The 26,287-nt window shown below is 64.5% G+C and carries 22 protein-coding genes and 1 pseudogene; 15 read left to right on the forward strand and 8 right to left on the reverse strand.

The genetic code is table 11. The features are described 5' to 3' along the window. Window positions 1-62 precede the first annotated feature (62 nt). A complete protein-coding gene (locus B4L76_RS10485) occupies window positions 63-788 on the forward strand; it encodes a dienelactone hydrolase family protein (RefSeq protein WP_296232281.1) in 726 nt (241 codons plus the stop codon). Between the two features lie 30 nt (window positions 789-818). Here the strand turns inward: B4L76_RS10485 and B4L76_RS10490 are convergent, their stop codons facing one another. Further along, on the reverse strand, window positions 819-1,682 hold the full coding sequence (locus B4L76_RS10490) for a pirin family protein (protein WP_296232282.1): 864 nt from the start codon (window positions 1,680-1,682) through the stop codon (window positions 819-821). 117 nt (window positions 1,683-1,799) lie between these two features. On the opposite strand from B4L76_RS10490, the gene B4L76_RS10495 reads away from it, so the two are divergent. Then, window positions 1,800-2,804, forward strand: coding sequence for an amidohydrolase family protein (locus tag B4L76_RS10495; RefSeq protein ID WP_296232284.1), 1,005 nt, complete (start codon window positions 1,800-1,802; stop codon window positions 2,802-2,804). 119 nt (window positions 2,805-2,923) lie between these two features. On the opposite strand, the gene fabB is transcribed toward B4L76_RS10495, so the two are convergent. The 5 genes from fabB to B4L76_RS10520 form a co-directional block, all read right to left on the reverse strand. Beyond that, window positions 2,924-4,144: a beta-ketoacyl-ACP synthase I gene (gene fabB / locus B4L76_RS10500; RefSeq protein WP_296232285.1), complete on the reverse strand. Its 1,221-nt coding sequence runs from the start codon at window positions 4,142-4,144 to the stop codon at window positions 2,924-2,926. Between the two features lie 11 nt (window positions 4,145-4,155). Continuing rightward, the gene (gene fabA, locus B4L76_RS10505; RefSeq protein WP_225778537.1) at window positions 4,156-4,671 is read right to left on the reverse strand and encodes a 3-hydroxyacyl-[acyl-carrier-protein] dehydratase FabA; all 516 of its coding nucleotides are present in this window, start codon (window positions 4,669-4,671) and stop codon (window positions 4,156-4,158) included. Between the two features lie 207 nt (window positions 4,672-4,878). Then, window positions 4,879-6,810 (reverse strand): ATP-binding protein, encoded by a 1,932-nt coding sequence (locus tag B4L76_RS10510; protein WP_296232289.1) that lies wholly within the window; start codon window positions 6,808-6,810, stop codon window positions 4,879-4,881. Further along, entirely contained in the window at window positions 6,807-7,697 is an 891-nt protein-coding gene (locus B4L76_RS10515) for an ABC transporter substrate-binding protein (protein ID WP_296232290.1), read from the reverse strand. Before B4L76_RS10515 ends, B4L76_RS10510 begins: the two co-directional genes overlap by 4 nt. Beyond that, a complete protein-coding gene (locus tag B4L76_RS10520; protein WP_296232294.1) occupies window positions 7,697-9,844 on the reverse strand; it encodes a TonB-dependent receptor plug domain-containing protein in 2,148 nt (715 codons plus the stop codon). Before B4L76_RS10520 ends, B4L76_RS10515 begins: the two co-directional genes overlap by 1 nt. A gap of 196 nt (window positions 9,845-10,040) precedes the next feature. On the opposite strand from B4L76_RS10520, the gene B4L76_RS10525 reads away from it, so the two are divergent. The 13 genes from B4L76_RS10525 to B4L76_RS10585 all read left to right on the forward strand — a co-directional run bounded on the left by B4L76_RS10525 (window position 10,041) and on the right by B4L76_RS10585 (window position 23,811). Next, window positions 10,041-11,066 (forward strand): NAD(P)H-dependent glycerol-3-phosphate dehydrogenase, encoded by a 1,026-nt coding sequence (locus tag B4L76_RS10525; RefSeq protein WP_296232297.1) that lies wholly within the window; start codon window positions 10,041-10,043, stop codon window positions 11,064-11,066. A 24-nt stretch (window positions 11,067-11,090) separates the two neighbouring features. Next, the gene (locus B4L76_RS10530; RefSeq protein ID WP_296232299.1) at window positions 11,091-11,438 is read left to right on the forward strand and encodes a DUF4389 domain-containing protein; all 348 of its coding nucleotides are present in this window, start codon (window positions 11,091-11,093) and stop codon (window positions 11,436-11,438) included. Beyond that, complete coding sequence (sixA, locus tag B4L76_RS10535) at window positions 11,435-11,893, forward strand: phosphohistidine phosphatase SixA (RefSeq protein WP_296232302.1); 459 nt, start codon at window positions 11,435-11,437, stop codon at window positions 11,891-11,893. Before B4L76_RS10530 ends, sixA begins: the two co-directional genes overlap by 4 nt. 153 nt (window positions 11,894-12,046) lie before the next feature. Next, window positions 12,047-12,835: an alpha/beta fold hydrolase gene (locus tag B4L76_RS10540; RefSeq protein WP_296232304.1), complete on the forward strand. Its 789-nt coding sequence runs from the start codon at window positions 12,047-12,049 to the stop codon at window positions 12,833-12,835. Further along, window positions 12,832-13,686: an alpha/beta hydrolase gene (locus B4L76_RS10545; RefSeq protein WP_296232306.1), complete on the forward strand. Its 855-nt coding sequence runs from the start codon at window positions 12,832-12,834 to the stop codon at window positions 13,684-13,686. Before B4L76_RS10540 ends, B4L76_RS10545 begins: the two co-directional genes overlap by 4 nt. A gap of 109 nt (window positions 13,687-13,795) precedes the next feature. Continuing rightward, complete coding sequence (locus tag B4L76_RS10550) at window positions 13,796-14,590, forward strand: DUF4892 domain-containing protein (RefSeq protein WP_296232308.1); 795 nt, start codon at window positions 13,796-13,798, stop codon at window positions 14,588-14,590. Between the two features lie 11 nt (window positions 14,591-14,601). Continuing rightward, window positions 14,602-15,651 (forward strand): AI-2E family transporter, encoded by a 1,050-nt coding sequence (locus B4L76_RS10555; protein ID WP_296232310.1) that lies wholly within the window; start codon window positions 14,602-14,604, stop codon window positions 15,649-15,651. 238 nt (window positions 15,652-15,889) lie between these two features. Continuing rightward, entirely contained in the window at window positions 15,890-15,979 is a 90-nt protein-coding gene (gene kdpF, locus B4L76_RS10560) for a K(+)-transporting ATPase subunit F (protein ID WP_296232311.1), read from the forward strand. Window positions 15,980-15,988: 9 nt separating this feature from the next. Next, complete coding sequence (kdpA, locus tag B4L76_RS10565) at window positions 15,989-17,683, forward strand: potassium-transporting ATPase subunit KdpA (RefSeq protein WP_296232314.1); 1,695 nt, start codon at window positions 15,989-15,991, stop codon at window positions 17,681-17,683. A 9-nt stretch (window positions 17,684-17,692) separates the two neighbouring features. Next, on the forward strand, window positions 17,693-19,747 hold the full coding sequence (gene kdpB / locus B4L76_RS10570) for a potassium-transporting ATPase subunit KdpB (protein WP_296232316.1): 2,055 nt from the start codon (window positions 17,693-17,695) through the stop codon (window positions 19,745-19,747). A 10-nt stretch (window positions 19,748-19,757) separates the two neighbouring features. Beyond that, on the forward strand, window positions 19,758-20,309 hold the full coding sequence (gene kdpC, locus B4L76_RS10575; RefSeq protein ID WP_296232318.1) for a potassium-transporting ATPase subunit KdpC: 552 nt from the start codon (window positions 19,758-19,760) through the stop codon (window positions 20,307-20,309). Window positions 20,310-20,464: 155 nt separating this feature from the next. Further along, entirely contained in the window at window positions 20,465-23,119 is a 2,655-nt protein-coding gene (locus B4L76_RS10580; protein ID WP_296232319.1) for a sensor histidine kinase, read from the forward strand. After that, window positions 23,116-23,811 carry a response regulator gene (locus tag B4L76_RS10585; protein WP_296232321.1) on the forward strand — a complete coding sequence of 232 codons (696 nt, stop codon included), beginning with the start codon at window positions 23,116-23,118 and terminating at the stop codon, window positions 23,809-23,811. The genes B4L76_RS10580 and B4L76_RS10585 overlap by 4 nt, the downstream gene beginning before the upstream one ends. Before the next feature lie 93 nt (window positions 23,812-23,904). On the opposite strand, the gene B4L76_RS10590 is transcribed toward B4L76_RS10585, so the two are convergent. Then, window positions 23,905-24,675, reverse strand: coding sequence for a DUF6708 domain-containing protein (locus tag B4L76_RS10590; RefSeq protein WP_296232322.1), 771 nt, complete (start codon window positions 24,673-24,675; stop codon window positions 23,905-23,907). Beyond that, window positions 24,675-26,287, reverse strand: a pseudogene (locus B4L76_RS10595) (hypothetical protein); the annotation flags it as partial. The gene B4L76_RS10590 and the pseudogene B4L76_RS10595, both read right to left, overlap by 1 nt.

Here is a 26,287-nt window from a genome sequence, read left to right on the forward strand (position 1 = left end):
CCCGCTTCGGCGGGCTTTTTTCATGGCGGGCATCATGATCATGAGTGGCAAAGGAGTGTTTGATGAGCAAAGTAATCGTCGAATCGCTGGTCTATCACCTGTCCGGCAAGACCTATGAAAGCCGCCTGGTGTATGAGCCGGGAGCGTTGGGCCGCCCGGGCTTGGTGATGGCGCCGAACTGGATGGGCATTGGCGAAGGGGCCGAGCGCATCGCCAAGGAAGTGGCCGAGAAAGGCTATGTGGTGCTTGTTGCCGACCTGTACGGGCAATCGTTGCGCCCGTCGAATGCCGACGAGGCTGGTGCGGCCATGATGCCGCTGAAGAACGACCGTGGCGAATTGCGCAAGCGCATGCAGGAAGCCCTGGCCCAGCTGCTGGGGCAGTCGAAGGCGCTGCTGGAGCCGGGCAAGGTGGCCACCTTCGGCTTCTGCTTCGGTGGCTGCTGTGCCCTGGAGCTGGCACGTTCTGGCGCCGACCTGCGCGCGGCGGTGTCGTTCCATGGCACCCTGGACACGCCAGACCCGGCGGATGCCAAGCGCATCAAGGGCTCGGTGCTGGTGCTGCACGGCGCATCGGACCCGCTGGTGCCCAAAGAGCAGCTGCCGGCGTTCGAGGATGAGATGAACGCGGCGAAGGTCGATTGGCAATTGCTCAGCTATGGCGGCGCGGTGCACTCGTTTACCGACCCGAATGCCAATGTGCCGGGCAAGATGCAGTATGACCGGCGTACTTCGGAGCGGGCGTTCCGCGCGATGCATAACCTGCTGAGTGAAGTGTTCCAGCGCTGACATTGCACGGGGCTGCCAAGCAGCCCCAAATCAGCGCGGCAGCTCGATCCTCGAAGTTTCCCCCGGCACCACCGGCCAATCCCCCGCAGCCCACCTGGCCCGGGCCTGTTCGATCAGTTGCCCGTCACTGGCGACAAAATTCCAGCTCATCCGCCGCGGCCCATCCAGTGGCGCGCCGCCAATCAGCACCAGCTGGCACTCACCCTGCGCATACAGCGTCACCTCTTCGTCCTCCGGCAGGACCACCAGGCTGCACGGCTCCACGTCCTCATCGTTCATCGTCAGCTCACCTTCGAGCAGGTACAGCGCCCGCTGGGCATGCTCGGTCGGTACCCGCAAGGTAGTCGCCGGCTGCATTTGCACATAGGCGTAAAGGGTAGGGGACAGCACTGCCACCGGCGATTGCAGGCAGAACCCGCTGCCGGCGATCATGCAGATGCGCACCCCCAGGCTGTCACTGACGGGCAGGCTGGCAGCCGGGTAATGGTTGTAGCTTGCCGGGCCTTGTTCCTGCTCGCGCGGCGATGCCAGCCATACCTGCAACCCGTGCAGGCGCGAGCCATGGGCCAAGGCATCCTCGGGCGTGCGCTCGACGTGGGCCACGCCGCTGCCTGCGGTCATCCAGCTGACGTCACCCGGTAGCACCCGCTGTGCCGAGCCGAGGCTGTCCTTGTGCAGTATTGCCCCTTCGAACAGATAGGTCAGGGTAGACAGGCCGATGTGCGGGTGCTGGCGAATGTCCATGCCATGCCCCGGGGCATAGTCGGTTTCGAGCATGTGATCGAAAAACACGAACGGGCCGACGCTACGGCACTGGGCCGACGGCAGCGGCCGGAGGATCGGCTGGCCCTCGACCGATTCGGCACGCGGGTGGATGACCAGGGGGCTGCTCATGGGAAGGGCTCCAGGCACGGTGGAATGACCCCAAGCATAGCGGTTTGTCTGCCTCGGCTGAACCGTCTCGCTGGGCGGCCGGTCTACTGGGTCGGTATTCGCAAAAGGACGCTGCCCATGATAGCCCGAGCGCTGGCCTGCGCGCTGTTGTCCACCTGGTTGTGCCAGGCGGTACAGGCGCGTGACTACCGCTACAGTGATGCGCATCTTCACTACGTCGATTTCTTTCAGGAAAGCGAAGGCATGCCGGCCCTGATCAAGGCCATGGATGCCGCAGGCATCGAGCAGTCGATGATTTCCGGCATCCCGGTGGCCAAGAAATGGCATGAAGATGAGCCCAAGCGCCCGCGCTACTACGCCGGTGACGACGCCGATGCCTATTGGTACAGCGCCACCGACACCTATGTGGCGGCGGCGCTGCAACAGTTGCCGGACGCCCAGCGCAAACGCTTTCACCCGTTCCTGACTGGCTTCAACCCGGTAGACAAGAATGCCGTGAGCCATATCGAGCGCATGCTCGACCTGTACCCGGGGCTGTGGCAGGGCATTGGCGAGGTGTTCACCCGGCATGACGACCTGACGGCGCTGACCAGCGGCGACACACCGCGCGCCAACAACGAAGCCATGACCCGCATCTATCACCTGGCGGCCGAGCGCGACCTGCCGGTGTTGCTGCATTCCAATATCACCTCCAAGCGCGAACGTAACCCGCTGTACCTGGCTGAGATCGAAGAGCCGTTGCGCAACCATCCGCACACCCGTTTCATCTGGGCGCACGCTGGCACCAGCATGGAAATTCACCGGCACCAGACGCAGATGGATTTTCTGCTGCCGGTGCTGACGCGGTTGCTGGAAGATTACCCGAACCTGTATGTCGACCTGTCGTGGAGCGTGCTGCAGCCCTACCTGCTGGACGGCAAGGGCGTGCCGCGCAAGGCGTGGCTGGCTTTGGTCGAGAAGTACCCGGAGCGCTTCATGCTGGGCTCGGATGTGGTGGGGCGCTTTGGCAGCCTGGGCGAGCAGATGCACGGTTTCAGGCCGTTCCTGGACGCCTTGCCGGAACAGGTGGCCAACAAAGTGGCCAAGGATAACTTCCTGGCTGTGCTGCCCAGGCAGAAATAATGAGTGTCAGTGCTGGCCCTGCCGCTGGCGAGCCAGCTTCAGCAGGACCCCGCCGCCGGATGGCAGCAATGAAAACGCCCCGAACCAGTCGGGGCGTTTTGGTCTACTGCATCAGCGTCTTACTTGCCAGTCCAGCGCTTGAGCACCAAGGTGGCGTTGGTGCCGCCGAAGCCGAAGCTGTTGCTCATGACCGTGTCGATCTTGGCGTTTTCTTCGGTCTTGCGCAGGATCGGCAGGTCGGCGACCTCCGGGTCCAGCTCGTCGATGTTGGCGGAGCCGGCGATGAAATTGTTTTCCATCATCAGCAGGCAGTAGATCGCCTCGTGCACGCCGGCGGCGCCCAGCGAGTGGCCCGACAGGCTCTTGGTAGAGCTGATCTTCGGCGCGTTGGCACCGAATACTTCGCGAACGCCCTTGATCTCGGCAACGTCGCCGACCGGGGTCGAGGTGCCGTGGGTGTTCAGGTAGTCGATCGGGGTGTCGACAGTGGACAGCGCCTGCTGCATGCAGCGGATGGCACCTTCGCCGCTCGGAGCGACCATGTCGTAACCGTCGGAAGTAGCGCCGTAGCCGACGATTTCGGCGTAGATCTTGGCGCCGCGGGCCAGCGCGTGTTCCAGCTCCTCGACCACCACCATGCCGCCACCACCGGCAATGACGAAGCCGTCACGGTCGGCGTCGTAAGCGCGCGAGGCCAGTTCCGGGGTCTCGTTGCGCTTGGTCGACAGGGCGCCCATGGCGTCGAACAGGAACGACTGGCTCCAGTGCTCTTCTTCACCGCCACCGGCGAAGACGATGTCCTGCTTGCCCCACTGGATCTGCTCCAGCGCGGTGCCGATGCAGTGTGCCGAAGTGGCGCAGGCCGAGGAGATCGAGTAGTTGATGCCCTTGATCTTGAACGGGGTGGCCAGGCACGCTGAAACGGTGCTGCCCATGGTGCGGGTTACGCGATAAGGACCGACACGTTTGACGCCCTTCTCGCGCAGGGTATCCAGCGCTTCCATCTGGTTCAGGGTCGAGGCGCCGCCGGAGCCAGCCACCAGGCCGGTACGCGGGTTGGAAACCTGTTCGTCGGTCAGGCCGGCGTCCTTGATCGCGTCCTGCATCGCCAGGTAGGCGTAGGCAGCGGCGTGGCCGACGAAGCGGTAGACCTTGCGGTCGATCAGTTCTTCGAGGTTGAGGTCGATGGACCCGGAAACCTGGCTACGCAGCCCCATTTCCTTGTATTCCGGGTTGTAACGGATACCCGGACGGCTGTTGCGCAGGTTTTCGGTGACGGTAGCTTTGTCATTGCCCAGGCACGATACGATGCCCAGACCAGTGATAACGACGCGGCGCATGCGAATAACCCTTAGAAATTGTCAGTGGAGGTGAACACGCCGACCCGCAGGCCTTCGGCAGTGTAGATCTCGCGGCCGTCGACGCTGACCGAGCCATCGGCGATGGCCATGTTCAGCTTGCCCTTCAGGACGCGCTTGATGTGGATGTTGTAAGTGACCTTCCTGGCCTGCGGCAGTACCTGGCCAAAGAACTTCACCTCGCCCGAACCCAGGGCGCGACCGCGGCCCGGCAGGCCCTGCCAGCCGAGGAAGAAACCGACCAGCTGCCACATGGCGTCGAGGCCCAGGCAGCCCGGCATTACCGGGTCGCCTTCGAAATGGCAGGCGAAGAACCACAGGTCCGGGGTGATATCCAGCTCGGCGACCAATTCACCTTTGCCGTACTTGCCGCCTTCTTCGCTGATATGGGTGATGCGATCGACCATCAGCATGTTCGGCGCGGGCAGTTGCGCATTACCTGGGCCGAACAGCTCACCGCGACTGCAGCGCAGCAGGTCTTCCCGAGTAAAGGCGTGTTGTTTGGTCATGCGAGCTCCTCAATAACCCCCTGTGGCAGGGGATGAATCTTCCCGGCCGGCCCGAAAACCAACTGCTTCGGGGCGGCAGCCTACAGGTAGACTATTGCGTTGTGGTGAAAGTCACAGTGCGCCTGGTGAAAGAAGTACAGGTGTGCACTGAAACGTCTATTTTCAGGTCCGTTGAAGGTCCTGTCCAGTGTTTAAGACTGCCGCACTTTAGCATTTATCGCCAGTCGCGGTTGTCCGACCGGGCAGCCAGCGCTGCAGTACCTGCTGCAGTTCGGTGCGGCGCAAGGGTTTGCTCAGGTAGTCGTCCATCCCGGCCGCCATGCAACGCTCGCGGTCGCCCTGCAAGGCATTGGCGGTCAGGGCGATGATCGGTAGCGCGGCACCATTGGGCAACTGGCGGATGCGCCGGGTTGCCTCATAGCCGTCCAGGTGCGGCAGGCGACAGTCCATCAGCACGGCGGCAAAGCGCTGCCGGCTGACCCGTTCGACCGCCTCCAGGCCGTCCTCGGCCGTGCATACCGCCAGCCCCAGGCTGCGCAGCATGGCGGCGATGACGCTCTGGTTGACCTGGTTGTCCTCCACCAGCAACACCTGCTCTTGGTCGCCAACCGCAGGTTGGGTAGCGGCAGGCTGCGTCAGCGCGGCCGCGGCAGGGCTGGCCAGGGCCAACGGCATTTCCAGGGTAAAGGTCGAGCCAAGGCCTTCACGGCTTTCGCCGCGCAGCTTGCCACCCATGCGTTCGGCCAGGGTGCGGGCGATCGACAGCCCCAGCCCGGTGCCGCCATAGCGGCGGGAAATCGAGCTGTCGGCCTGCTGGAAGGCCACGAACATCATTTCCAGGCGTTCGCTGTCGATGCCGATACCGGTGTCACGCACGCTGCAGGTCAGCCAGATCAGTTGCCGGTCGAGCACCTGCCAGTGCGCCTCGACCTGCACCTGCCCGCGTTCGGTGAACTTCAGTGCGTTGCCGACCAGGTTCAGCAGGATCTGGCGGATGCGCGTGGGGTCGCCGTTGACCTGCAAGTGCTCGATCCCGACCGGTAGTTGCAGGTGCAGGTCGAGACCGCGTTGCTGGGCGCTGTGCTGGAACGACAGGACGCTGCTGGTGATCAGCTCGCCGAGGTTGAAGTCGATGTGTTCCAGCTGTAGCGCGGTACGTTCGATGCGCGAGAAGTCGAGGATGTCATTGATGACCTTGAGCAGGTGCCCGGTGGACTCGCTGGCCACCGCGGCGTACTCGGCCTGTTCGGTGTTCAGCGGCGTGGTTTCCAGCAACTGCAGCATGCCCAGCACGCCATTCATCGGTGTGCGCAGCTCGTGACTCATCATTGCCAGGAAGTCCGACTTGGCGCGGTTGGCCTGCTCGGCCTCTTCGCGGGCCTGGATCAGCTCGGCAATCGCCTGTTTCTGCTCGTCGCTGGCCTGCTCCAGGGCGTGCGCCAGGTTGTTGATATGGCGCGCCAGGTGACCCAGCTCGCTGTCGTCGACCACCGGCAACAACGTGTCGTACTCGCCCTGCTGGATTGCCTTGACCGCATGGCCCATGTCGCTGATCGGCTTGGCCAGGCTGAGGGCCAGGCGGCGCGCCAGGAGGAAGGTGAACAACAGGGCGAACAGCGCGAGGATGCCGGCCTTGATCACGATTTCCTGCTGGCGCTGGCTGAAGGCGTCATCAGACATGCCGACGATCACCCGGCCCAGGTAGTCGTCGCCGATGGCTGGGGCGGTTGCCTTGCCCTGTTGCAGGAAGTCATTGTCCAGGCGGATCTGCTGCAGGCGGATGGGCGCCTGGAACACTTCGACACGCTGTGCGCGGTTGGCGCTTTCGTCGGACTGCTCGACGTACACCAGAATGTGGTTGCGGCTGTCCTGCACTTCGAGGAAGCGCACGTGGGGAATGCTGAGGGTGGCGCGCATCAGGCCCTCGAGCACCTCGTTGTTGCCGGAGATCACCCCGTACTCCGAGGCCGGCGCCAACTGGTTGGCGATCAGTTGCCCGGTGTGGTTCAGTTCCTGGCGCAGGTCCTGGATGCGAACGAAGGTAAAGAAGCTGATCAGCAGCAGGGTCAGCAACAGGGCAGGGCCGAGGCTGATGATCTGGGTGCGGGTGTGGATGTCCCAGCTCAGGCGCTTGCTCATGGGGTGGGTTCTCCTTCGGCCAGGGCCTTGGCGGCGGCGTTCGGATCGATCGGTTCAAGGCCCAGGGCGCGCGCCACCTGCTGGTTGCCGCTGACGCCGTAGCGTGCCGGATACAAGCTGCGTGGCCAGCGCGCCGGCGGCTGGTCGAGCAACTGGTCGAGTACCGCCAGCCAGTCGTCCTGGTCGCTGAAGGTGCTGGCCAGGGCGCCGGCGCGGACGAACCCGGCGTTCGGGCCGATCAACGCCATCTGCCGGCCATAGCTGCTCAACAGCAGGTTCTTGGCGGTCTTGGAGTTGTACAGGTCAGGGTCGTCCAGGCCCAGCAGCACATCGCTGTTGGCCAGCAGGTGCTGCAGTGGCCGGCTGTCACGCGGGTCGGGCCAGTCCTGGGCAACGATCTCCAGGCCCAGCGGGCGGGCAGCAAGGCGCAGCTCTTCGAGCAGGAAACCACTGTGTTCGCCGTACAGCACGCCAATGCGCTGGGCTTGTGGCAGCAGGTAGCGCGCCAGGCGCAGTTGCCGGCCCAGCGGCGGGTCGCTCCACAACAACGTGAGGAACGCTGGCAGCGACTTTCCCAGGCGCTGTGCAGCCTGTACTCGGCTGACCCGCATGGCCAGGGCTGGCGGGCCGGTGTTTTCACCCAGGCGCCATTCCAGCGCGGCGTTGTCCAGCAAGATCAGGCGCAGGTCGCTCTTGAGCAGGCCGGGACGCGGCAGGTCGGCGGTGCTCTGGAAGTGCACATGATCGTGTGGGCGGCGGCTTTCCAGTGCCGCGACGAAGCTGCGGATGCCGGGCTGGTCCTCCGCGCCGACCAGCACGATCTCGCTGGCGGACAGCGGCCCCAACGGCCACAGGCACAGCAGCAACAGGCGCAGCAACAGGGCCATCAGAACTCCAGCTCCGCGCTGACGCTCAGGCGGTGGCGGCTGTCGTAGCGGTTCTGGATCGCCGTGGTCGGTTCATCGTCCAGGCGCTGTTGCCACAGCGCCGCCAGTTCAAGGTTGCTGCCCTGCACCCGGAAGCGTTTGGCCAGGCGCAGGTCGAGGCGCTCGTAACGGTACTGGTTGAGGGCATCGTCGCCGTAGTAGAACAGCGCGCTCGACCAGCCATCGCCCCATTCGCGCATCCAGCCGGCCGAACCGCTGTTGCGGGCACTGAGGCGGCGGTCGTCGGGGTTGCTGGCCCAGGCATCCACGTAGGCATAGGTCAGGCGCAGGCGGTCGCGCAGGGTCGGGCGCCAGTCCAGTTGTGCCTCGCTACCGCTGAAGCGGGCCTTGTTGGCGTTGCTGGCGATGAACTGGTTGTTCTTCAGGGGCTCGCTGATCATTCCGGTGATCTCGTCGTAGAACAGCTTCACATCCATGCTCAGGTCGATGTCGCTGAAGTAACCGTTGTAGCCGACCTCGCGCGAGCGCATGCGCTCCTGCTCGAGGTCGCCCGGGCCGCGGGTCTTGACGAAGTACTCGCCGTTTTGCAGGCCGAACGCATTGGGGCTGAGGTTCTTGACCGTGTAGCTCCAGTTGACGTTGTTCTCGAACATGTCGGGCGAGCGCACGGCCTCGGAATACACCGCGCGCAAGCCATGGCGCGGGGTGATCAGGTAGTTGACTGCCACCCGCGGGGTCAGCGAGCTGCCCGACAGGCGCGAGTCTTCGAACATGGTGCCGCCCTGCAGGATCCAGTGCTCGTCGGCGCGCCACTCCAGTTGGCCGAACAGGCGCCAGGTCTGGTCGTCGATGCTGCCGTTGAAGTAGGTCTGCGAGTCGGCACGATCGTAGCGGTAATTCATGCCGCTGAGCAGGCGCAGGCTGTCGGTCAGGCTCAGGGTGTCCTGGATTTCCAGGTCGTAGCGGGTTTCCCGCGTGCTCTGGTCGACATCGCCGCAGACCTGCTGGTTGCCACCGTTCGCCCACTGCTGCTGAACCTTCTCCAGCAGCCCTTTCATGACCGGGTCGTCGGTCGAAAGTGGCGCACCGATGGCAATGCCGCGTGCCACTTTTTCGGCGAAGTCAGGGTTGATCTGCCAGAGCTGGGTCAATTCCGGGCTGAACGACTGCAAGGCGTCGCAGGCCCGCCATACCTGCTGACGGTCGAAGTGCTGGGCCGAGCCCTGGATATACAGGCTGTGCTCGGAACTGAAGTCTTTGGTCCAGCGCACTGAGCCAGCGTAGTCCTTGGCATTGACGTCCGCGTCGTTGCCCGCCTCGTATTTCTTGAACACCGGCTGGTAGGTGTAAGGCCGCTGGTTGCTGCCTTCCTTCGCTGCCAGTTGCCATTCCAGGGTCTGGTCATGTGCCAGGCTGTGGCTGGCATTGAGGTTGAAGCGAGTCAGCCGGCGGCTGTCACGGTAGTCCTGGCCGAACTGGTTTTCATCGAAACCGTCGTCCTGCTGGCCGGACAGCGACAGGCGCATGTCGCCACCGTCCCAGCCGAAGCCGTGGCTGGCGTAGAAGTCATTGATGCCGTCCTCGCCACGGGTGGTCTTCAGCCGCGTGCCATGGCTGTCGGCGGGGTTGCGGGTAAGGATGTTGACCACCGCCATCAGCGCATTGGCGCCGTAGCTGACCGTGTTCGGGCCGCGAAACACCTCGATGCGCTCGATGTCTTCCATGGCCAGCGGGATATCGCTCCAGTCCACCGTGGCCAGGCCTGCGCGGTACACCGAGCGGCCGTCGATCAGTACCTGCATGCGCCGGGCGTCATTGACGTTGCTGCCATGGTAGTTGACCGTCGGCTGGTTGCCGGCGCCATAGCCGATCATCATGCCCGGCACCAGGCGCAGCAATTCGGGAATGTCACGTGCGCCGCTGGCGCGGATCAGCTCGCTATCGAGCACGGTCATGCTGCCCGGCACTGCTGCCGGGGACTGTTTCAGGCGCGTGGCGGTCAGCACCTGCGGCAGGTCGGCGTTGTCGATGAACAGATCGTCGGCCACGGCCGGGCCGCCGAGCAGGGCAGTCAGCAGGAGCAGGCGCGGGTACGGGGGCGTGCCAAAGAACACGGGGCTGCCTTGTTTCAGGATTGAGACAGGCATGGTAACTGACCGGGCGGGTTTTGCCAGTGGGCCGTGGAGTGCGGGCCTGGAATGGTGTTTCGGGCGGGCAGGGCTTGATCTCACAGGCGCCAGAAAATCATGGCGAACCTGAAAAAGCCTCACCACTGGTTCTGTAGCAAGTGACCCGTATAATGTTCAGGTCGCCACTTTACTTAATGGCTCTAACGGATTGAATATGACTGAACAGCAACCTGTTGCAGTTCTGGGAGGCGGCAGCTTCGGCACCGCCGTGGCGAACCTGCTGGCCGAAAATGGCGTGCCAGTGCGCCAATGGATGCGCGACCCCGAGCAGGCCGAAGCCATGCGCGTCAATCGCCAGAATCCGCGCTACCTCAAGGGTATCCGCCTGCACGATGGCGTCGAGCCGGTCAACGACCTGCTGACGACCTTGCACGATAGCGACCTGATCTTCGTCGCCCTGCCATCGAGCGCCCTGCGCAGCGTGCTGGCGCCCCACGCCGAGCTGCTGCGCGGCAAAGGCCTGGTCAGCCTGACCAAGGGCATCGAAGCGCAGAGCTTCAAACTGATGAGCCAGATCCTCGAAGAAATCGCCCCCGAAGCCCGCATCGGGGTGCTGTCGGGCCCCAACCTGGCCCGTGAGATCGCCGAGCACGCGCTGACCGCCACGGTGGTTGCCAGCGAAGACGAAAAACTCTGCCAGCAGGTGCAGGCCGTGCTGCATGGACGTACCTTCCGTGTCTACGCCAGTGCCGACCGCTTTGGCGTCGAACTGGGTGGGGCGTTGAAGAACGTCTATGCCATCATCGCCGGCATGGCGGTGGCGCTGGGCATGGGCGAGAACACCAAGAGCATGCTGATTACCCGTGCCCTGGCCGAGATGACCCGCTTTGCCGTCAGCCAGGGGGCCAACCCCATGACCTTCCTCGGCCTGGCCGGGGTGGGTGACCTGATCGTCACCTGTTCTTCGCCGAAGAGCCGCAACTACCAGGTTGGCTTCGCGCTGGGGCAGGGCCTGAGCCTGGAGCAGGCTGTCAACCGGTTGGGCGAAGTGGCCGAAGGCGTCAACACCCTCAAGGTGCTCAAGGCCAAGGCCCAGGAAGTGCAGGTGTACATGCCGCTGGTGGCGGGCCTGCATGCGATCCTGTTCGAAGGTCGTACGCTGAACCAGGTGATCGAGCACCTGATGCGCGCCGAACCCAAGACCGATGTCGATTTCATTTCCATCAGCGGCTTCAACTGAGCCGCCCCCAGCAAGGAGCGAAACATGAACGATACCCCGGAACGCGCCCAGCGCGAGTCGATCATCCTGCGGGTGCTGTGGATGCTGGTTTTCCTGGTGGTCTGGCAACTGGCCGAGATCCTTCTCGGCGGCCTGGTGCTGGTGCAGTTGATCTATCGCCTGGTGTACGGCGCGCCAAGCGCCAGCCTGATGAATTTTGGCGACAGCCTGAGCCAGTACCTGGCGCAGATCGGCCGATTCGGCAGCTTCCACAGCGACCAGAAGCCGTGGCCGTTCGCTGACTGGCCTACGCCGCGCGCCCCGGAAGGCGAGGCGCCGCACGCCGTGGCCGCTGCGCCGCACCCGGTTCGTGACGAGGAGCCCAAGCTGTGAAGCTGTGGGTACTGCGCCACGGCGAAGCGGAGCCGCGGGCCAGCAGCGATGCCGAACGCCGGCTGACCGCCCATGGCCGCGAACAGGTGCTGCACAGCGCTGCTCGCCTGCTGGGCCAGCCGTTGCAGGCGATTCTTGCCAGCCCCTATGTGCGCGCCCAGCAAACGGCAGCCCTCGTGCATCAAACCCTGGGTTGCGCCGAGCCCGTGCGTACCGTGCCGTGGTTGACGCCCGAAAGCAACGTGCAGCAGGTGATCGGCGAAATCGAGCGCCTGGGCCTGGAGCATGTGTTGCTGGTCAGTCATCAGCCGCTGGTGGGGGCGTTGGTCGGCGCGCTGGAGCACGGCCATCAACAGCGCCCGGCGGGCATGAGCACTGCCAGCCTGGCGGAATTGGAAGGGGACTGGCCGCTGGCTGGCCTGATGACCCTTCGGGCGATCAACTCCCCGGCTTGAGCCCAGGGCGTGCCCGCTCCCACGGAGATTGGGCAATTCTTCGGATCTTGAGCAACAGTGACCTGATAGCCCTCGTCGATGACCTTTCCGGATGTTGCCGAACCTTCCGTCGATGCCGACAATGGGCCATCATTCCCATCCGGATGTGGCGCCATGTCGCAGCAGATCTTCTTCGCCCATGCCAACGGTTTCCCCTCGGCCACCTACGGCAAACTGTTCGCGGCGCTGGCACCGGACTACCAGGTGCAGCACCTGGCCCAGCACGGGCACGATCCGCGCTTCCCGGTTGGCGACAACTGGCAAGGGCTGGTCGATGAGCTGTTGCACCACCTGGCCCGGCAGGGCCAGCCAGTATGGGGTGTGGGCCATTCGCTGGGCGGTGTGCTGCACCTGCATGCGGCCCTGCGCTGCCCGGAGTATTACCGGGGTGTGGTGATGCTCGACTCGCCAATACTCACCGGCGCCGACCAGTGGCTGCTGCGCACCGCCAAGCGCTTCGGCTTCATCGACCGTATCACCCCGGCTGGCCGAACCTTGGGACGCCGCGAAATCTTCGGCGACCGTAACAGCGCCCGCGCCTATTTTGCCGGCAAGTCACTGTTTCGCCATTTTGACCCCGATTGCCTGGATGCGTATGTCGAGCATGGTCTGCAAGCGGTGCCGCAGGGGTTGCAACTGCGCTTCGACGTCGCTACCGAAATCAGCATCTACCGTAGCATCCCGCATACCAGCCCTGCGCCTGCGCGGCACTTGCAGGTACCACTGGCCATGGTTCGTGGCGAGCGCAGCAAGGTCATTCGCCGCCACCATACGCTGGCCGTACGCAGCATGCCCAAGGGCGAATACCACCGCGTGCCGGGAGGGCACATGTTCCCCCTGGAGCGGCCAACCGACACCGCCAGCCTGATCAAAGGCCTGTTCGACCGCTGGAGCCAGGCATGAGCACGCAGGTCGAGGAAATCCGCCTGAGCCTGGGCCATATCGAGCTGGCGGCGCACCTGTTCGGCCCGGAAGATGGCCAGCCGGTGATCGCCCTGCATGGCTGGCTCGACAACGCCAACAGCTTCGCCCGCCTGGCACCACGCCTGCAAGGCCTGCGCATCGTCGCCCTGGACCTGGCCGGGCATGGCTACTCGGAGCACCGCCCGCCCGGCGCCGGCTATGCCCTGGCCGATTACGCCCATGACGTGCTGCGGGTAGCCTGGCAACTGGGCTGGCAACGTTTCGCCCTGCTCGGCCATTCGCTGGGGGCAATCATTTCGGTACAACTGGCTGGCGCGTTGCCAGAGCGGGTCAGCCACCTGGCCTTGATCGATGGTGTCATCCCCCCGACCGGTGCCGAGCAGGACGCCGCCGAGCGCCTGGGCATGGCCCTGCAGGCCCAGCTGCGCCTGGACGACAAGCGCAAGTCGGTGTACACGACGCTCGAGCAGGGCGTAGAGGCGCGCATGAAGGGCATGGTCGCGGTCAGTCGCGAGGCAGCTGAGCTGCTGGCCCAGCGCGGCCTGATGCCGGTGCCGGGCGGTTACAGCTGGCGCAGCGACACCCGCCTGACCCTGCCATCGCCGCTGCGCCTGAGTGAAACCCAGGCCATGGCCCATGTGCGCCGGATAAGTTGTCCGGCGTGCCTGGTCGTGGCCGCCGATGGCATGCTGGCACGTCACACCGCGTTGCTGCAGCAGCTACCCTTTGAACAGGTGAGGTTGCCCGGTGGCCATCACCTGCACCTCAACGATGAGCAGGGCGCGGCGCTTGTCGCAGACTGTTTCAATCGCTTCTTTGGCTTTGCTTGACTTGCAGCGGACAACTGTCGAGGCTTGGCGGGTTGAACAGGGAGACAACCATGCAATTGCCAGACATCCTGGAGCTTCACCTCGGCGCTGAGCGCCGCCTGGGTCGCCGATGAGCGCGCCTGTTGCCATTCGTTTTGCCCTCGTGGCTTGCCTAGTGTTCGTCAGCCCTGTGTCATGGGGCGGCAGTCTGCCGGTACCGGAGGACGCCAAGGTGGTCGAGCAACGCCCGGCCGTGGAGCAGGAGCGCGTCTACCCGATGGGCCCACTGCGCAAGATCAGCGGCCGCCTGCGGGTCGAAAACAAGGTCGAAGGCCGTGGCCAGGTCAGCTCGGTCACCTACGAGCTGCCAGTCGAGCGCACCGCCCGCGAAGCGTTCACCAGCGCGCGCGAAGCGCTGCAGCGCGAGGGTGGTTACCCGCTGTTCTGGTGCCAGGGCCGCGATTGCGGCGAAGCCAGCCTGTGGGCCAACGATGTATTCGGCAATGCCCGCCTCAACGGCGGCGACGAGCAACAGGCATTCATCCTGCTGCGCCGCTCGGCGCAGCAGGCCGACACCCTGGTCGCGCTGTACAGCGTTACCCGCGGCAACCGCCGTGCCTACCTGCACGTGGAAGAGTTCGTCGCCGGCAGCCCGCTGGGCGTACTGCTGCCGACTGCCGCCACGGTGCTGCGGGAAATGCGCGACACCGGCAAGCTCGACTACCCTGACCTCGCGACGCCGCAAGACACCTGGGCAGACCTGCTGGCGCGCAGCTTGAACCTCGACAGCACCCTGCGTGCCAGCCTCAGTGGCCCCCAGGCTGAAGCCTGGCGCGAAGCGCTGGTCAAGGCGGGTGTGCGTAGCGGCCGTCTCGAGGTCGGTGGCGCGCCTGGCGAAGGTTTGCACCTCGAACTGATCCGTTGAATGAGCGCGCCATGGTTAACAATGACCGCCTGTTGATCCAGATTCTGCTGCTGGCACTGCTGGGTGCCGGCCTTTGGGTGATGGCACCGTTCATTTCGGCGCTGTTGTGGGGGGCCATCCTGGCCTTTGCCAGCTGGCCGCTGATGCGCTTGCTTACCCGCGTGCTGGGCGGGCGCGAAACCCTGGCCGCCAGCCTGCTCACCGGTGCCTGGATCCTGATCGTGGCCCTGCCGCTGGTGTGGCTGGGGTTCAACCTGGCCGACCACATTCGCGATGCCACGGCGTTTGTCCGTGATGTGCAGGTCGATGGCCTGCCCGATGCACCGGCCTGGCTGGGTGGCATCCCGTTGGTGGGCGAACGCCTGGTCAGCTGGTGGCAGTCGCTGGACCAGCAGGGCGCGGCCTTGCTGGCTTCGATCAAGCCGCACCTGGGGCAGGTGGGTAACTGGTTGCTGGCGCGCAGTGCGCAAATCGGCAGTGGCGTGCTGGAGCTGACCCTGAGCCTGGTGTTCGTGTTCTTCTTCTACCGCGACGGCCCGCGTTTGTCGGCGTTCGTCCTGCGCTTGCTGCACCGCCTGGTGGGCGAGCGCGGCGAGTATTACCTGGAGCTGGTCGCCGGCACGGTGCAGCGGGTGGTCAACGGTGTGATCGGCACGGCTGCGGCGCAGGCCGTGCTGGCCCTGATCGGCTTCCTGATCGCCGGTGTCCCCGGCGCCATCGTGCTGGGCCTGGTAACCTTCATGCTCAGCCTGATCCCCATGGGGCCGCCCTTGGCCTGGATCCCGGCCACGGCCTGGCTGGTGTGGAAAGGCGAGTATGGCATGGCGGTTTTCCTGGGCGTCTGGGGCACCTTCGTCATCAGTGGCGTGGACAACGTGCTCAAGCCGTACCTGATCAGCCGTGGCGGCAATCTGCCGCTGGTGATTGTCCTGCTGGGGGTGTTTGGCGGGTTGATCGCCTTTGGCTTCATCGGTCTGTTCATCGGGCCGACCTTGTTGGCGGTCGGCTACAGCCTGCTGCTGGACTGGAGCCGCAACGCCGAGCAGCAGCCCCAGCGGTAGCCTGTAACTGGCCTCTTCGCGGGTAAACCCGCTCCCACAGGTGCAGCACAGGCCTTGCCCCTGGTGCAGTTCCTGTGGGAGCGGGTTTACCCGCGAAGAGGCCGGCTCAGGCAACCTCAACCCCTGATTTTTACGCGTTCTTTATTCCCATCCCCACCCCTCGATCTCGCCCCTTTACACCCCTCCCTCGGACAATTCCCCCAAAGCGGCCCAAGCCGCACCACGGGGAGAATGACACATGAACGTGCTCGACGGGCTGTCACTGCTGCTGGCAATGGCATTGGCGTTTTATCTGCTGGTGGCGCTGCTGCGCGCCGATCGCAGCTAGGGAGCGGCCATGCACAGTTACGATTTCGCACTGCTGGTGGCGTTCTTCGCCCTGGTGCTGGTGCCGGCACCTTTACTGGGCCGGTTCTACTACAAGGTCATGGAAGGCCAGCGGACCTGGCTATCACCTGTGCTCGGCCCGGTCGAGCAGGCTTGCTACCGCCTGGCGGGGGTGCGCAGCAGCCAGGAACAGAACTGGCAGCAGTACAGCCTGGCCCTGCTGGCCTTCAACCTGGCCGGGTTCCTGCTGCTGTTCGCCGTCTTGCTGCTGCAGGGCTACCTGCCGTTGAATCCGCAGCACCTGCCCGGCCAGGAATGGTCGCTGGCGTTCAACACCGCTGTCAGCTTCGTCACCAACACCAACTGGCAGGCCTACAGCGGTGAGGCGTCGGTCAGCTACCTGAGCCAGATGCTCGGCCTGACCGTGCAGAACTTCGTCAGCGCCGCCACCGGCCTGGCCGTGCTGGTCGCCCTGTGCCGTGGCATCGCCCGGCGCAGCGCGACGACGTTGGGCAACTTCTGGGTCGACATGACCCGTGCCACCCTCTACGGCCTGCTGCCGCTGTGCCTGCTGCTGGCGCTGCTGCTGGTGTGGCAGGGCGTGCCGCAGACCCTGGCCGATTACGTTCATGCAATCACCCTGCAAGGCACCGAGCAGACCATCCCGCTGGGCCCGGCGGCCAGCCAGATCGCCATCAAGCAACTGGGTACCAACGGCGGTGGCTTCTTCGGTGTCAACTCGGCGCACCCGTTCGAGAACCCTACAGCCTGGAGCAACCTGTTCGAGGTAGCGTCGATCATCCTCATTCCGGCGGCGCTGGTGTTCACCTTCGGCCACTACGTGAAGGACCTGCGCCAGAGTCGCGCCATCCTCGCCTGCATGCTGGCCCTGTTCCTGATCGGCGGTGGCACGGCGTTGTGGTCCGAGTACCAGCCCAACCCGGCACTGGACAGCGCGCAGGTACAGCAGAGTGCGCCGCTGGAGGGCAAGGAAAGCCGCTTTGGCACTACCGGTTCGGTGTTGTGGACGGTGACTACCACAGCGGCCTCCAACGGTTCGGTCAATGCCATGCACGACAGCCTCAACCCCCTCACCGGGATGGTGGCGATGGTCAACATGATGGTCGGCGAAGTGATTTTCGGCGGCGTCGGTGCGGGGCTGTACGGCATGCTGCTGTTCGTGTTGATCGCGGTGTTCCTGGCCGGGCTGATGATTGGCCGCACCCCGGAATACCTGGGCAAGAAGTTGCAGGCCCGCGAGGTACAACTGCTGGTGGCGACCCTGCTGGTGATGCCGGTCGGCGTACTGGTGCTCGGTGCCATCGCCGCCAGCCTGCCTGGCCCGGCGGCCGCGGTGAGCAACCCCGGTGCGCATGGTTTCAGCCAGTTGCTGTACGCCTACACCTCGGGTGCCGCCAACAACGGCTCGGCCTTTGCCGGCTTCGGCGCCGGCACGGTGTTCCACAACCTGATGATCGGCCTGGCCATGCTCATCGGCCGCTTTGGCTACATCCTGCCGGTGCTGGCCCTGGCCGGCAGCCTGGCCGCGAAGAAAAGCGCACCCCAGGGGCTGAACAGCTTCCCCACCCATGGCCCGCTGTTCACCGGCCTGCTGCTGGTGACCATCCTGCTGGTCGGCGGCTTGACCTTCCTGCCGGCCCTGGCCCTAGGGCCAATCGCCGAATACCTGAGCCTGGGTTTTTGAGGAGCGACCATGAACATGCCCATTCCTGAAGTACAAACCCGTCACAGTGCCAAGGACCAGACCCGCTTCGCCTCGCTGTGGCGTGCGGCGCTGGTGCAGGCATTCGTCAAGCTCGACCCGCGACAGCTCAAGCGCTCGCCGGTGATGCTGGTGGTCGCCCTGACGGCATTACTGACCACCGTCCTGTGCGCGCTGCCCGGCAATGGCGTCAGCACCGGGGTGGCCGTGCAGATCGCCCTGTGGCTATGGTTCACGGTGTTGTTCGCCAACTTCGCCGAAGCCCTGGCCGAAGGCCGTGGCAAGGCCCGCGCCGACAGCCTCAAGGCCGGTAGCCAGGGGCTGACTGCGCAACGGCGCAAGCGCGACGGCAGCTACGAAACCGTCGCGGCCAGCGCGCTGCGCAAGGACGATGTGGTGCGTGTGGCGGCCGGCGAGATGATCCCCGGTGATGGCGAGGTGCTCGAAGGTATCGCTGCGGTCAACGAGGCCGCCATTACCGGCGAGTCGGCACCAGTGATCCGTGAGTCCGGTGGCGACCGCTCGGCAGTGACCGGCAATACCCGGCTGGTCTCCGACTGGCTGTTGATCCGTATCACCAGCAACCCGGGCGAGTCGACCCTCGACCGCATGATTGCCCTGGTCGAGGGCGCCAAGCGGCAGAAGACCCCGAACGAGATAGCCCTCGACATCCTGCTGATCGGCCTGACCCTGATCTTCCTGATCGTGGTGGTGACCTTGCAGCCGTTCGCCCGCTTCGCCGGTGGCAGCCTGCCGCTGATTTTCCTCGCCGCGTTGCTGGTGACACTGATTCCCACCACTATCGGCGGCCTGTTGTCGGCCATCGGCATCGCCGGCATGGACCGGCTGGTGCGGCTGAACGTGATCGCCCGCTCGGGGCGTGCAGTGGAAGCGGCCGGTGACGTGCACACGCTGATGCTCGACAAGACCGGCACCATCACCTTCGGCAACCGCCGCTGCAGCGCGCTGCATACCGCACCGGGCATCACCGCCCGTGAGCTGGGGGAGGGCGCCTTGCTGGCGTCGCTGGCCGACGACACCGCCGAGGGCAAGTCGATCGTCGACTACCTGCGCCAACTGCACGACTTCATCGAACCGGCCGCCGGGCAATTCGAGGCCGTGGCGTTCAGCGCCGAGACGCGCCTGTCGGGCATCGACCTCCAGCAGCGCCGTTACCGCAAGGGCGCTGTCGATGCCGTGCTGGCGTTCGTCGGCATGCAACGCCTGGACATGCCGCCAGCGCTGGCCCGTGAAGTGGAGCGCATCGCCCAGAGCGGCGGCACGCCCTTGCTGGTGTGCCTGGACAAGCGCCTGCTCGGCGTGATCCACCTCAAGGACGTGGTCAAGCCCGGCATTCGCGAGCGCTTCGCCGAGTTGCGCAAGCTGGGCATCCGCACGGTCATGGTGACCGGCGACAACCCGCTGACCGCTGCCGCCATTGCCGCCGAGGCCGGCGTGGATGACGTGCTGGCCGAGGCCACGCCGGAGAAGAAGCTGGCCCGCATCCGCCAGGAGCAGAACGACGGCCGCCTGGTGGCCATGTGCGGTGACGGCGCCAACGACGCCCCGGCACTGGCCCAGGCTGACGTTGGCATGGCCATGAACGACGGTACCCAGGCTGCGCGCGAGGCGGCCAACATGGTCGACCTGGACAGCGACCCCACCAAGCTGCTGGATGTGGTTCAGGTCGGCAAGGAGCTGCTGGTCACCCGCGGTGCGCTGACCACCTTCTCCATCGCCAACGACGTGGCCAAGTACTTCGCCATCCTGCCGGCGCTGTTCGCCACCATCTACCCGCAGCTGGGCGTGCTCAACTTGATGCAGTTGGCCAGCCCGCAGAGCGCGATCCTCTCGGCCATCGTGTTCAATGCGCTGATCATCATCGTGCTGATCCCGCTGGCGCTGCGCGGCGTACGGGTGCAAGCCGCCAGTGCGGCGCACCTGCTGCGGCGCAATTTGCTGATCTACGGGCTGGGCGGCATCGTCGTGCCGTTTGCCGGGATCAAGCTGATCGACCTGCTGCTCAACGCCCTGCACCTGGTCTGAGGAGGCCGCCATGAATGCTTATATCCGCCCGGCGTTGAGCCTGGCCTTGTTGATGACCCTGCTGACTGGCGCGCTGTATCCGCTGGCGGTGACCGGGATTGCCCAGCTGGCATTCCCCAGCCAGGCCAACGGCAGCCTGGTGCGCGATGACCAGGGCCAGGTGCGCGGTTCTGCGCTGATCGCCCAGGATTTCCGGGGCGATGGCTGGTTCCATTCGCGCCCTTCGGCAGGTGCCTTCGCCACCGTGGCCAGCAGTGCCAGCAACCTGTCGCCGAGCAACCCGGCGCTGGCCGAGCGCGTCAAGGGTGATGCGGCAGCGCAGTATCAGGCACAGCAGGGAGCGGTGCCTCTGGCACTGCTGACCACTTCGGGCAGTGGCCTCGACCCGCACCTGCCACCGGAGGCCGTGGCCTACCAGGTTCCACGGGTGGCGGCGGCGCGGCAACTGCCGGTAGAGCGCTTGCAAGGCTTGCTCGAAGAGGCCACCCTGCACCCTTTGATTGGCCCGCCGGTGGTCAATGTGCTGGCGTTGAACCAGGCCTTGGCAAACCTCAGCCACTGATAGATGACTTGAGGGGCCAGCAGGGGCCATGTGGGAGCGGGTTTACCCGCGAATGCGTCGGTGGCGCTACCCCTGCATTCGCGGGTGAACCCGCTCCCACGGGCACGTGTTTGTCCCCGGATTTGCTGCTTGCTGGAAATAGCAAAGGATGAAAGATGAGTGACTCCACCCGCGCAGACGCGCTGTTGGCGACCCTCCCGCAAACCGGTCGGGGCCGGCTAAAGGTGTTCCTCGGTGCCGCCCCCGGCGTCGGCAAGACCTTCGCCATGCTCCAGGCCGCCCACGCCCAGCAACGCCAGGGCGTGCAGGTGTTGGCCGGGGTGGTCGAAACCCATGGCCGCGCCGAAACCGAGGCGCTGCTCGGCGGCCTGCACCAGCAGCCCTTGCTGCGCAGCCAGTATCGCGGCGTCACCCTCGAGGAAATGGACCTTGATGGTCTGCTGAAGGCCGCGCCGGCCCTGGTACTGGTCGACGAACTGGCGCACACCAACGCGCCCGGCAGTCGCCACGCCAAGCGCTGGCAGGACGTTCAGGAGCTGCTGGCCGCCGGCATAAACGTATACACCACGGTCAACGTCCAGCACCTGGAAAGCCTCAACGACAAGGTCCGTGACATCACCGGCGTGCAAGTGCGCGAAACCCTGCCGGATTGGGTGCTGCAGGAAGCCTTCGAGCTGGTGCTGATCGACCTGCCGCCGCGTGAACTGCTCGAGCGCCTGCGCGAAGGCAAGGTGTACGTGCCCGAACAGGCGCGTGCCGCCATCGACGCGTTCTTCTCGCAAACCAACCTCACCGCCTTGCGGGAGCTGGCCATGCAGACTGCCGCTGCGCAGGTGGATGCCGACCTGGCGCACGGCTATCGCCAACGCGGGCAGGAGGCTCCGGCGCTGCGCGGGCGCCTGCTGGTGGGGGTGGATGGCGACGACCAGGCCGAACGCCTGGTGCGCCATGCCAGCCGGGTGGCGCAGCGCCGCCACCTGCCGTGGAGCCTGGTGCACGTGGACAATGGCCGTCTGCGCGACGAAACCGCGAGGCAGCGCCTGTTGGCGGCCCAGCAACTGGCCGAGCGCCTGGGTGGGGAAGTGGTGCTGTTGCGCGCCGGCGAAGTGGCGGCCACATTGATCCAGCATGCCGCCGAGCGGCGCGCCAACCTGGTGCTGGTCGGGCAGTCGCGCAACCGCTTGCGCCGACGCCTGTTCGGCGCCGGTGTGGCCGCGCGCCTGCTGCGGGACAGCCATGGCCTGGAAATCAACGTGCTCGACCGTGACGTGCAGCCGCAGGCGCCGCGTCTGGCGGTGCGGCAGGTGTGGGTCTGGCGCCATTACCTGCTGGCATTGCTGGCGACCATCCTGGCGGCGGGCCTGGCCTGGGCGGTGTCGAGCGTGCTGGCGTTGCCCAATATCTCGCTGGTATTCCTCGCCGCCGTGTTGCTGGTGGCAGTGCGCAGCAGCCTCGGGCCTGCCCTGGCCTGTGCCGCGCTGTCGTTCCTGAGCTACGATTTCCTGTTCATCCCGCCCAACTTCTCGTTCACCATCCAGCGCGAAGAAGACGTGCTGACGTTGCTGTTCTTCCTGCTGATGGCCGCCCTCACCGGCAACCTGGCCGCGCGCCAGCGCCGCCAGTTGCAGGCGCTGCGCGAGACCCAGGCGCAGACCAGCCAGTTGCTCGACCTGTCGCGCCGGCTGACGGTGGCCACCGACCGCCAGGCAGTGCTCAACGCCGCCGCGCAGTACCTGGACGGTTGGCAGGATGCGCAGGTATGCCTGCTGGAGCGCAATGCCGAAGGTCAGCTGCAGGTGGCCAGCGGCATCGCCCATGCCTTCAGCGACAACGAACGCGCCGCGGCCGAATGGGCCTGGCAGCATGGCCAGGCCGCCGGCCATGGCAGCGATACCCTGCCCAATGGCCGCTGGTGGTGGTGGCCGCTGGCGGTGGATGAACAGCCCCTGGCCTTGCTCGGCGTGCGCTCACGTTCCGGCCAGCCGCTCAGCGATCCGCGTCGGCGCTTGTTGGCTGCCCTTGGCCAGCCGCTGGCCCAGGCCCTGGCCCGCGCGCGCCTGGCCGAACAGCTGGAGGCTGCACGCCTGCATGGCGAAACCGAGCAGCTGCGCAGCGCCTTGCTGGCATCGGTGTCGCACGACCTGCGTACCCCGTTGACGGCCATGCGCGGCAGCATCGACAGCCTGCTGGCGCTGGGCGAAGCGATCCCGCTCGCAGACCGCCGCGAACTGCTGGAGGGCACCCGCAATGAGGCGGAGCGCCTCGACCGCTATATCCAGAACCTGCTGGACATGACCCGCCTGGGCCATGGCGGCCTCAAGCTGGCACGTGACTGGGTGGCCCCGGCCGACATCGTCGGCAGCGCACTCAACCGCCTGCGCGTGGTGCTGGCACCGTTGCGCTTGCACACCGATGTCCCGGCCGAGCTGCCGTTGCTGTTCGTGCATGCGGCGCTGATCGAACAGGCGCTGGTCAATGTGCTGGAAAATGCCGCGCGCTTCTCTCCCGCCAATGGCCGGTTGCAACTGCAGGTGTCGGTGCGCGAGAACCGGTTATGCTTTGCCGTCAGCGACCAGGGCCCGGGCATTCCGCTAGCCGACCGCGACAAGATCTTCGACATGTTCTACACCGCCGCCCGCGGTGACCGAGGCGGGCAGGGCACCGGCCTGGGTCTGGCCATCTGCCAGGGCATGATCGGCGCGCACGGTGGCCAGATCCAGGTTGGCGAAGGCATCGATGGCCAGGGCACCTGCATCACTCTATGCTTGCCGTTGCCCCCTCAACCTGAAGCCGAAAGCGAAACCCCATGAGTCACTCCGCTACCCTGCTGGTCATCGACGATGAACCGCAGATCCGCAAGTTCCTGCGCATCAGCCTGGCCTCGCAGGGTTACAAGGTGCTCGAGGCCGCCACCGGCAGCGAAGGGCTGGCCCAGGCGGCGCTGGGCAAACCCGACCTGGTGGTGCTCGACCTCGGTTTGCCGGACATGGACGGCCAGCAGGTGCTGCGCGAGCTGCGTGAATGGAGCGCGGTGCCGGTGCTGGTGTTGTCGGTGCGCGCCAGTGAAGTGCAGAAGGTCGATGCGCTGGATGGCGGTGCCAATGACTATGTGACCAAGCCGTTCGGTATCCAGGAATTCCTCGCCCGGGTGCGGGCCTTGCTACGCCAGGTGCCGCAGGCCGGCGGCTCGGAAGTCGCCGCCAGCTTTGGGCCACTGACCGTGGACTTCGCCTTTCGCCGGGTGACCCTGGACGGGGTGGAGGTGGCATTGACGCGCAAGGAATATGCACTGCTGGCGCAACTGGCTGGGCACCCCGGGCGGGTGATTACCCAGCAGCAGCTGCTCAAGGATATCTGGGGGCCGACCCACGTGGATGACAGCCATTACCTGCGGATCGTGGTGGGGCACTTACGGCAGAAGCTGGGCGATGATCCCACCGCGCCACGGTTCATCATCACCGAGGCGGGGGTCGGGTACAGGTTGGTAGCGCCAACCGCCTGACCATGGCAAAAGCGGGTGATAGTGGCTGCCCTGTGCTGCCTGTCCCGGCCCCATCGCCGGCAAGCCAGCCCCAGCAAGCTCAAGCCCCTTGCTTCAGGGCGCGGTTCTCGACTCCAGATCCATTTCTGCTGGCCACACGACCCTAGGCGCCAGACGCAGGGCGAATTCACACCAGAGCACATCGTCATGGTCCTTAGGTTCACCGGGGGGCGGCAGAGCTGAAGGGCCTTGTTGCATGTAAGTGCAAATATAGGCCCAGGCATGTTGGTCAGCTCCCATTGTACTCAGGCGAAACCGGTCGATGACGTTGTTCGTACCTGGCGCGACGATGGACAGCATGACACCCGATTTGTAAATAACTCCGCCGCTTGGCAGAGCGCCGGTTTGTGACCAGCGTTCGGCGCGGACTTGGGACCAGTCGTAGCAAACTGTTTCGACTTTCCAGGCCCCCAATGGCTTCCACCAACAATACTTGAAGTTATAGGCATAAATCTTCCTTCGTGCTCGGTTAAAACGAAGCGGCTCGTCTCGTGGGGGAGATATGCTGATCCGGAGGAAAAAAATGGATGCCCATATTTCGCATGCGAACAAAAGGAGGTCAATGAATATGAATGAAAAATCCCGGTGTTTAAAACTGGATATAATGAGGCTGGGTTGGAGAGCGGCGAACACGACAATTGGTAGCGTAAAAAGAATCAATATTTCTCTAGCTGCACCGAGTGCCCGAGGGATCTCAAGGTAGATCGGATCTTGGTGGTTTGCACTTTGTCTGCCCAAGCTGGCTTCGATAGTAGGAGGAATGGTCGGGTGGGGGAGATCTTCCTTCCAGCCCGTGCATGGTGGGTTAAGCAGCGGGCTGGGCATTAGAATAGACTCCTTATGGATGATAGTTTGTTTTCTCTCGTTATTATTTCTGCGTAATTCAACTGGTCGGTTTTGTCAGGCCAATAAGTGAGAGTTAATTTAACCGCTTGTACGTTATGGTTTTCCAGCAGAGGTACTGAGCAGCTGATGTGTAGGGTTTCATTGATGGTCTTGAAGTGTAATCTCTCGCCGACGCTTTCAGGGCTTGCAAAAGTGTTTTTTGTTTCATCGGGGCGATATTCGATTGTTTTCGGGTGCGAGCTGTTGCCGTAGAGATGAAATGGCTGTCGGTCTAGTCCTGCTCGGTACACTGTCAGTTGCCATTTGTATTGGGCTATGTCGGGGTTGAAATTTGGTATGCGTATGTATAAGTCGAGATCGAAACCCGCCGTAACAGCAGCGCCATCGCTGATGAAAGCGCCAGATTGGTCTGGCGATTGCATGTTGTGAGATAGATGAAATCTCATCTCAATTGAGGCTTGCGCTGTAATACCCAGAGCTGCCGCGTTTAATGCACCAATTGAGGTGTCGAGGTCTCTCGAACTTACCCATCGTCGATGGGCTTCTGGTATTCCCCATCTACTATGTCGAGACCAAAGTTCCAGCAATGATGATTCTTGGTTTTTGGCATGCATTGCCAGCGTATAGGCAGCTAGGCCAAGGATTATCGTAAGGCCTAAAGGACCGAGCAGCGAGCTCGCGAACAGTGCTGAATAAATTCCTGAGCCTGCGGACAATACGGCAAATCCAGCTGCACGGAGGTAGCTTTGGGCTGAAGCGCTGTCCCCTTGGCGATCAGCCCGAACGTGCGCATTCACATACTGCGCTGCATCCATGACACCCGCGAGCGCGGTAATAGCACCGCCATACCTGGCCAGGTTCTTTCCCAGTGTTGCCTCAGTTACCGTCCCAGGCCACGGAATCTTCGGGCGTACTACCGCGACGACACCCCCAGCCACTTCAACCCCAACCCCCAACAACCCAAGCGACGAAGACCAGATCGCCGCCAGCGCTTCCGGGTTGTTCTGATGCGTTTCCTGCAATGCCCGATAGTTCCTGCCCAGGCTGTCCTGATGAAACCACAGGCTGCCCAGGGCAAACAGCAGGCCGACGCTGCCGCCACTGGCGGCGGCATCGCGCAGGCTGCGCATGGCGTCGCTGGCCACGCTTTGCGCGGCCAGTGAGCTGATCTTCAATCCCTCCGTGACCTGTGTACGCAGCGTGCCCGCACCTATCGCGATATTCCGTACCAGCGCCCCGACACCACCGGCCGCTCCCTCCCGCAGCTGTACCAGCCGCGCCTGCAAACTCTCGGCGCTTTCGAACGTCCACAGCATCACTTCGATCATCTGGTTACGATTACCCGGCGCGGCGATATTGATTGCCCCGCTCAGCACCATGGCCCGCACCTTGCGACCCAGCGGATCGCGAAACTGCTGGTCGATCTGCTGCAAGAATGCATCAGTGCGGGCCTGCACGGCCTCGTCGAGCAGGCTCATGTATTCGCCCAGGGTCAGCGAGAGCCTGAACGGGGTCACCTGTTGCCCGGCAAACAGCGCAAATGCCGAGCGGTGCACGTGGCCGATCAGCATCCTGGTCCGTTCACTGAGGT

Origin of the sequence: Pseudomonas sp. UBA4617 (genome assembly GCF_002386445.1) — a bacterium.
Classification (GTDB): domain Bacteria; phylum Pseudomonadota; class Gammaproteobacteria; order Pseudomonadales; family Pseudomonadaceae; genus Aquipseudomonas.

Bases quoted from the DNA above. Each gene is read 5' to 3' on its own strand.
- B4L76_RS10485 (WP_296232281.1), top strand. From the start codon at position 63: ATGAGCAAAGTAATCGTCGAATCGCTGGTCTATCACCTGTCCGGCAAG.
- B4L76_RS10490 (WP_296232282.1), bottom strand. From the start codon at position 1,682: ATGAGCAGCCCCCTGGTCATCCACCCGCGTGCCGAATCGGTCGAGGGC.
- B4L76_RS10495 (WP_296232284.1), top strand. From the start codon at position 1,800: ATGATAGCCCGAGCGCTGGCCTGCGCGCTGTTGTCCACCTGGTTGTGC.
- fabB (WP_296232285.1), bottom strand. From the start codon at position 4,144: ATGCGCCGCGTCGTTATCACTGGTCTGGGCATCGTATCGTGCCTGGGC.
- fabA (WP_225778537.1), bottom strand. From the start codon at position 4,671: ATGACCAAACAACACGCCTTTACTCGGGAAGACCTGCTGCGCTGCAGT.
- B4L76_RS10510 (WP_296232289.1), bottom strand. From the start codon at position 6,810: ATGAGCAAGCGCCTGAGCTGGGACATCCACACCCGCACCCAGATCATC.
- B4L76_RS10515 (WP_296232290.1), bottom strand. From the start codon at position 7,697: ATGGCCCTGTTGCTGCGCCTGTTGCTGCTGTGCCTGTGGCCGTTGGGG.
- B4L76_RS10520 (WP_296232294.1), bottom strand. From the start codon at position 9,844: ATGCCTGTCTCAATCCTGAAACAAGGCAGCCCCGTGTTCTTTGGCACG.
- B4L76_RS10525 (WP_296232297.1), top strand. From the start codon at position 10,041: ATGACTGAACAGCAACCTGTTGCAGTTCTGGGAGGCGGCAGCTTCGGC.
- B4L76_RS10530 (WP_296232299.1), top strand. From the start codon at position 11,091: ATGAACGATACCCCGGAACGCGCCCAGCGCGAGTCGATCATCCTGCGG.
- B4L76_RS10540 (WP_296232304.1), top strand. From the start codon at position 12,047: ATGTCGCAGCAGATCTTCTTCGCCCATGCCAACGGTTTCCCCTCGGCC.
- B4L76_RS10545 (WP_296232306.1), top strand. From the start codon at position 12,832: ATGAGCACGCAGGTCGAGGAAATCCGCCTGAGCCTGGGCCATATCGAG.
- B4L76_RS10550 (WP_296232308.1), top strand. From the start codon at position 13,796: ATGAGCGCGCCTGTTGCCATTCGTTTTGCCCTCGTGGCTTGCCTAGTG.
- B4L76_RS10555 (WP_296232310.1), top strand. From the start codon at position 14,602: ATGGTTAACAATGACCGCCTGTTGATCCAGATTCTGCTGCTGGCACTG.
- kdpF (WP_296232311.1), top strand. From the start codon at position 15,890: ATGAACGTGCTCGACGGGCTGTCACTGCTGCTGGCAATGGCATTGGCG.
- kdpA (WP_296232314.1), top strand. From the start codon at position 15,989: ATGCACAGTTACGATTTCGCACTGCTGGTGGCGTTCTTCGCCCTGGTG.
- kdpB (WP_296232316.1), top strand. From the start codon at position 17,693: ATGAACATGCCCATTCCTGAAGTACAAACCCGTCACAGTGCCAAGGAC.
- kdpC (WP_296232318.1), top strand. From the start codon at position 19,758: ATGAATGCTTATATCCGCCCGGCGTTGAGCCTGGCCTTGTTGATGACC.
- B4L76_RS10580 (WP_296232319.1), top strand. From the start codon at position 20,465: ATGAGTGACTCCACCCGCGCAGACGCGCTGTTGGCGACCCTCCCGCAA.
- B4L76_RS10585 (WP_296232321.1), top strand. From the start codon at position 23,116: ATGAGTCACTCCGCTACCCTGCTGGTCATCGACGATGAACCGCAGATC.
- B4L76_RS10590 (WP_296232322.1), bottom strand. From the start codon at position 24,675: ATGCCCAGCCCGCTGCTTAACCCACCATGCACGGGCTGGAAGGAAGAT.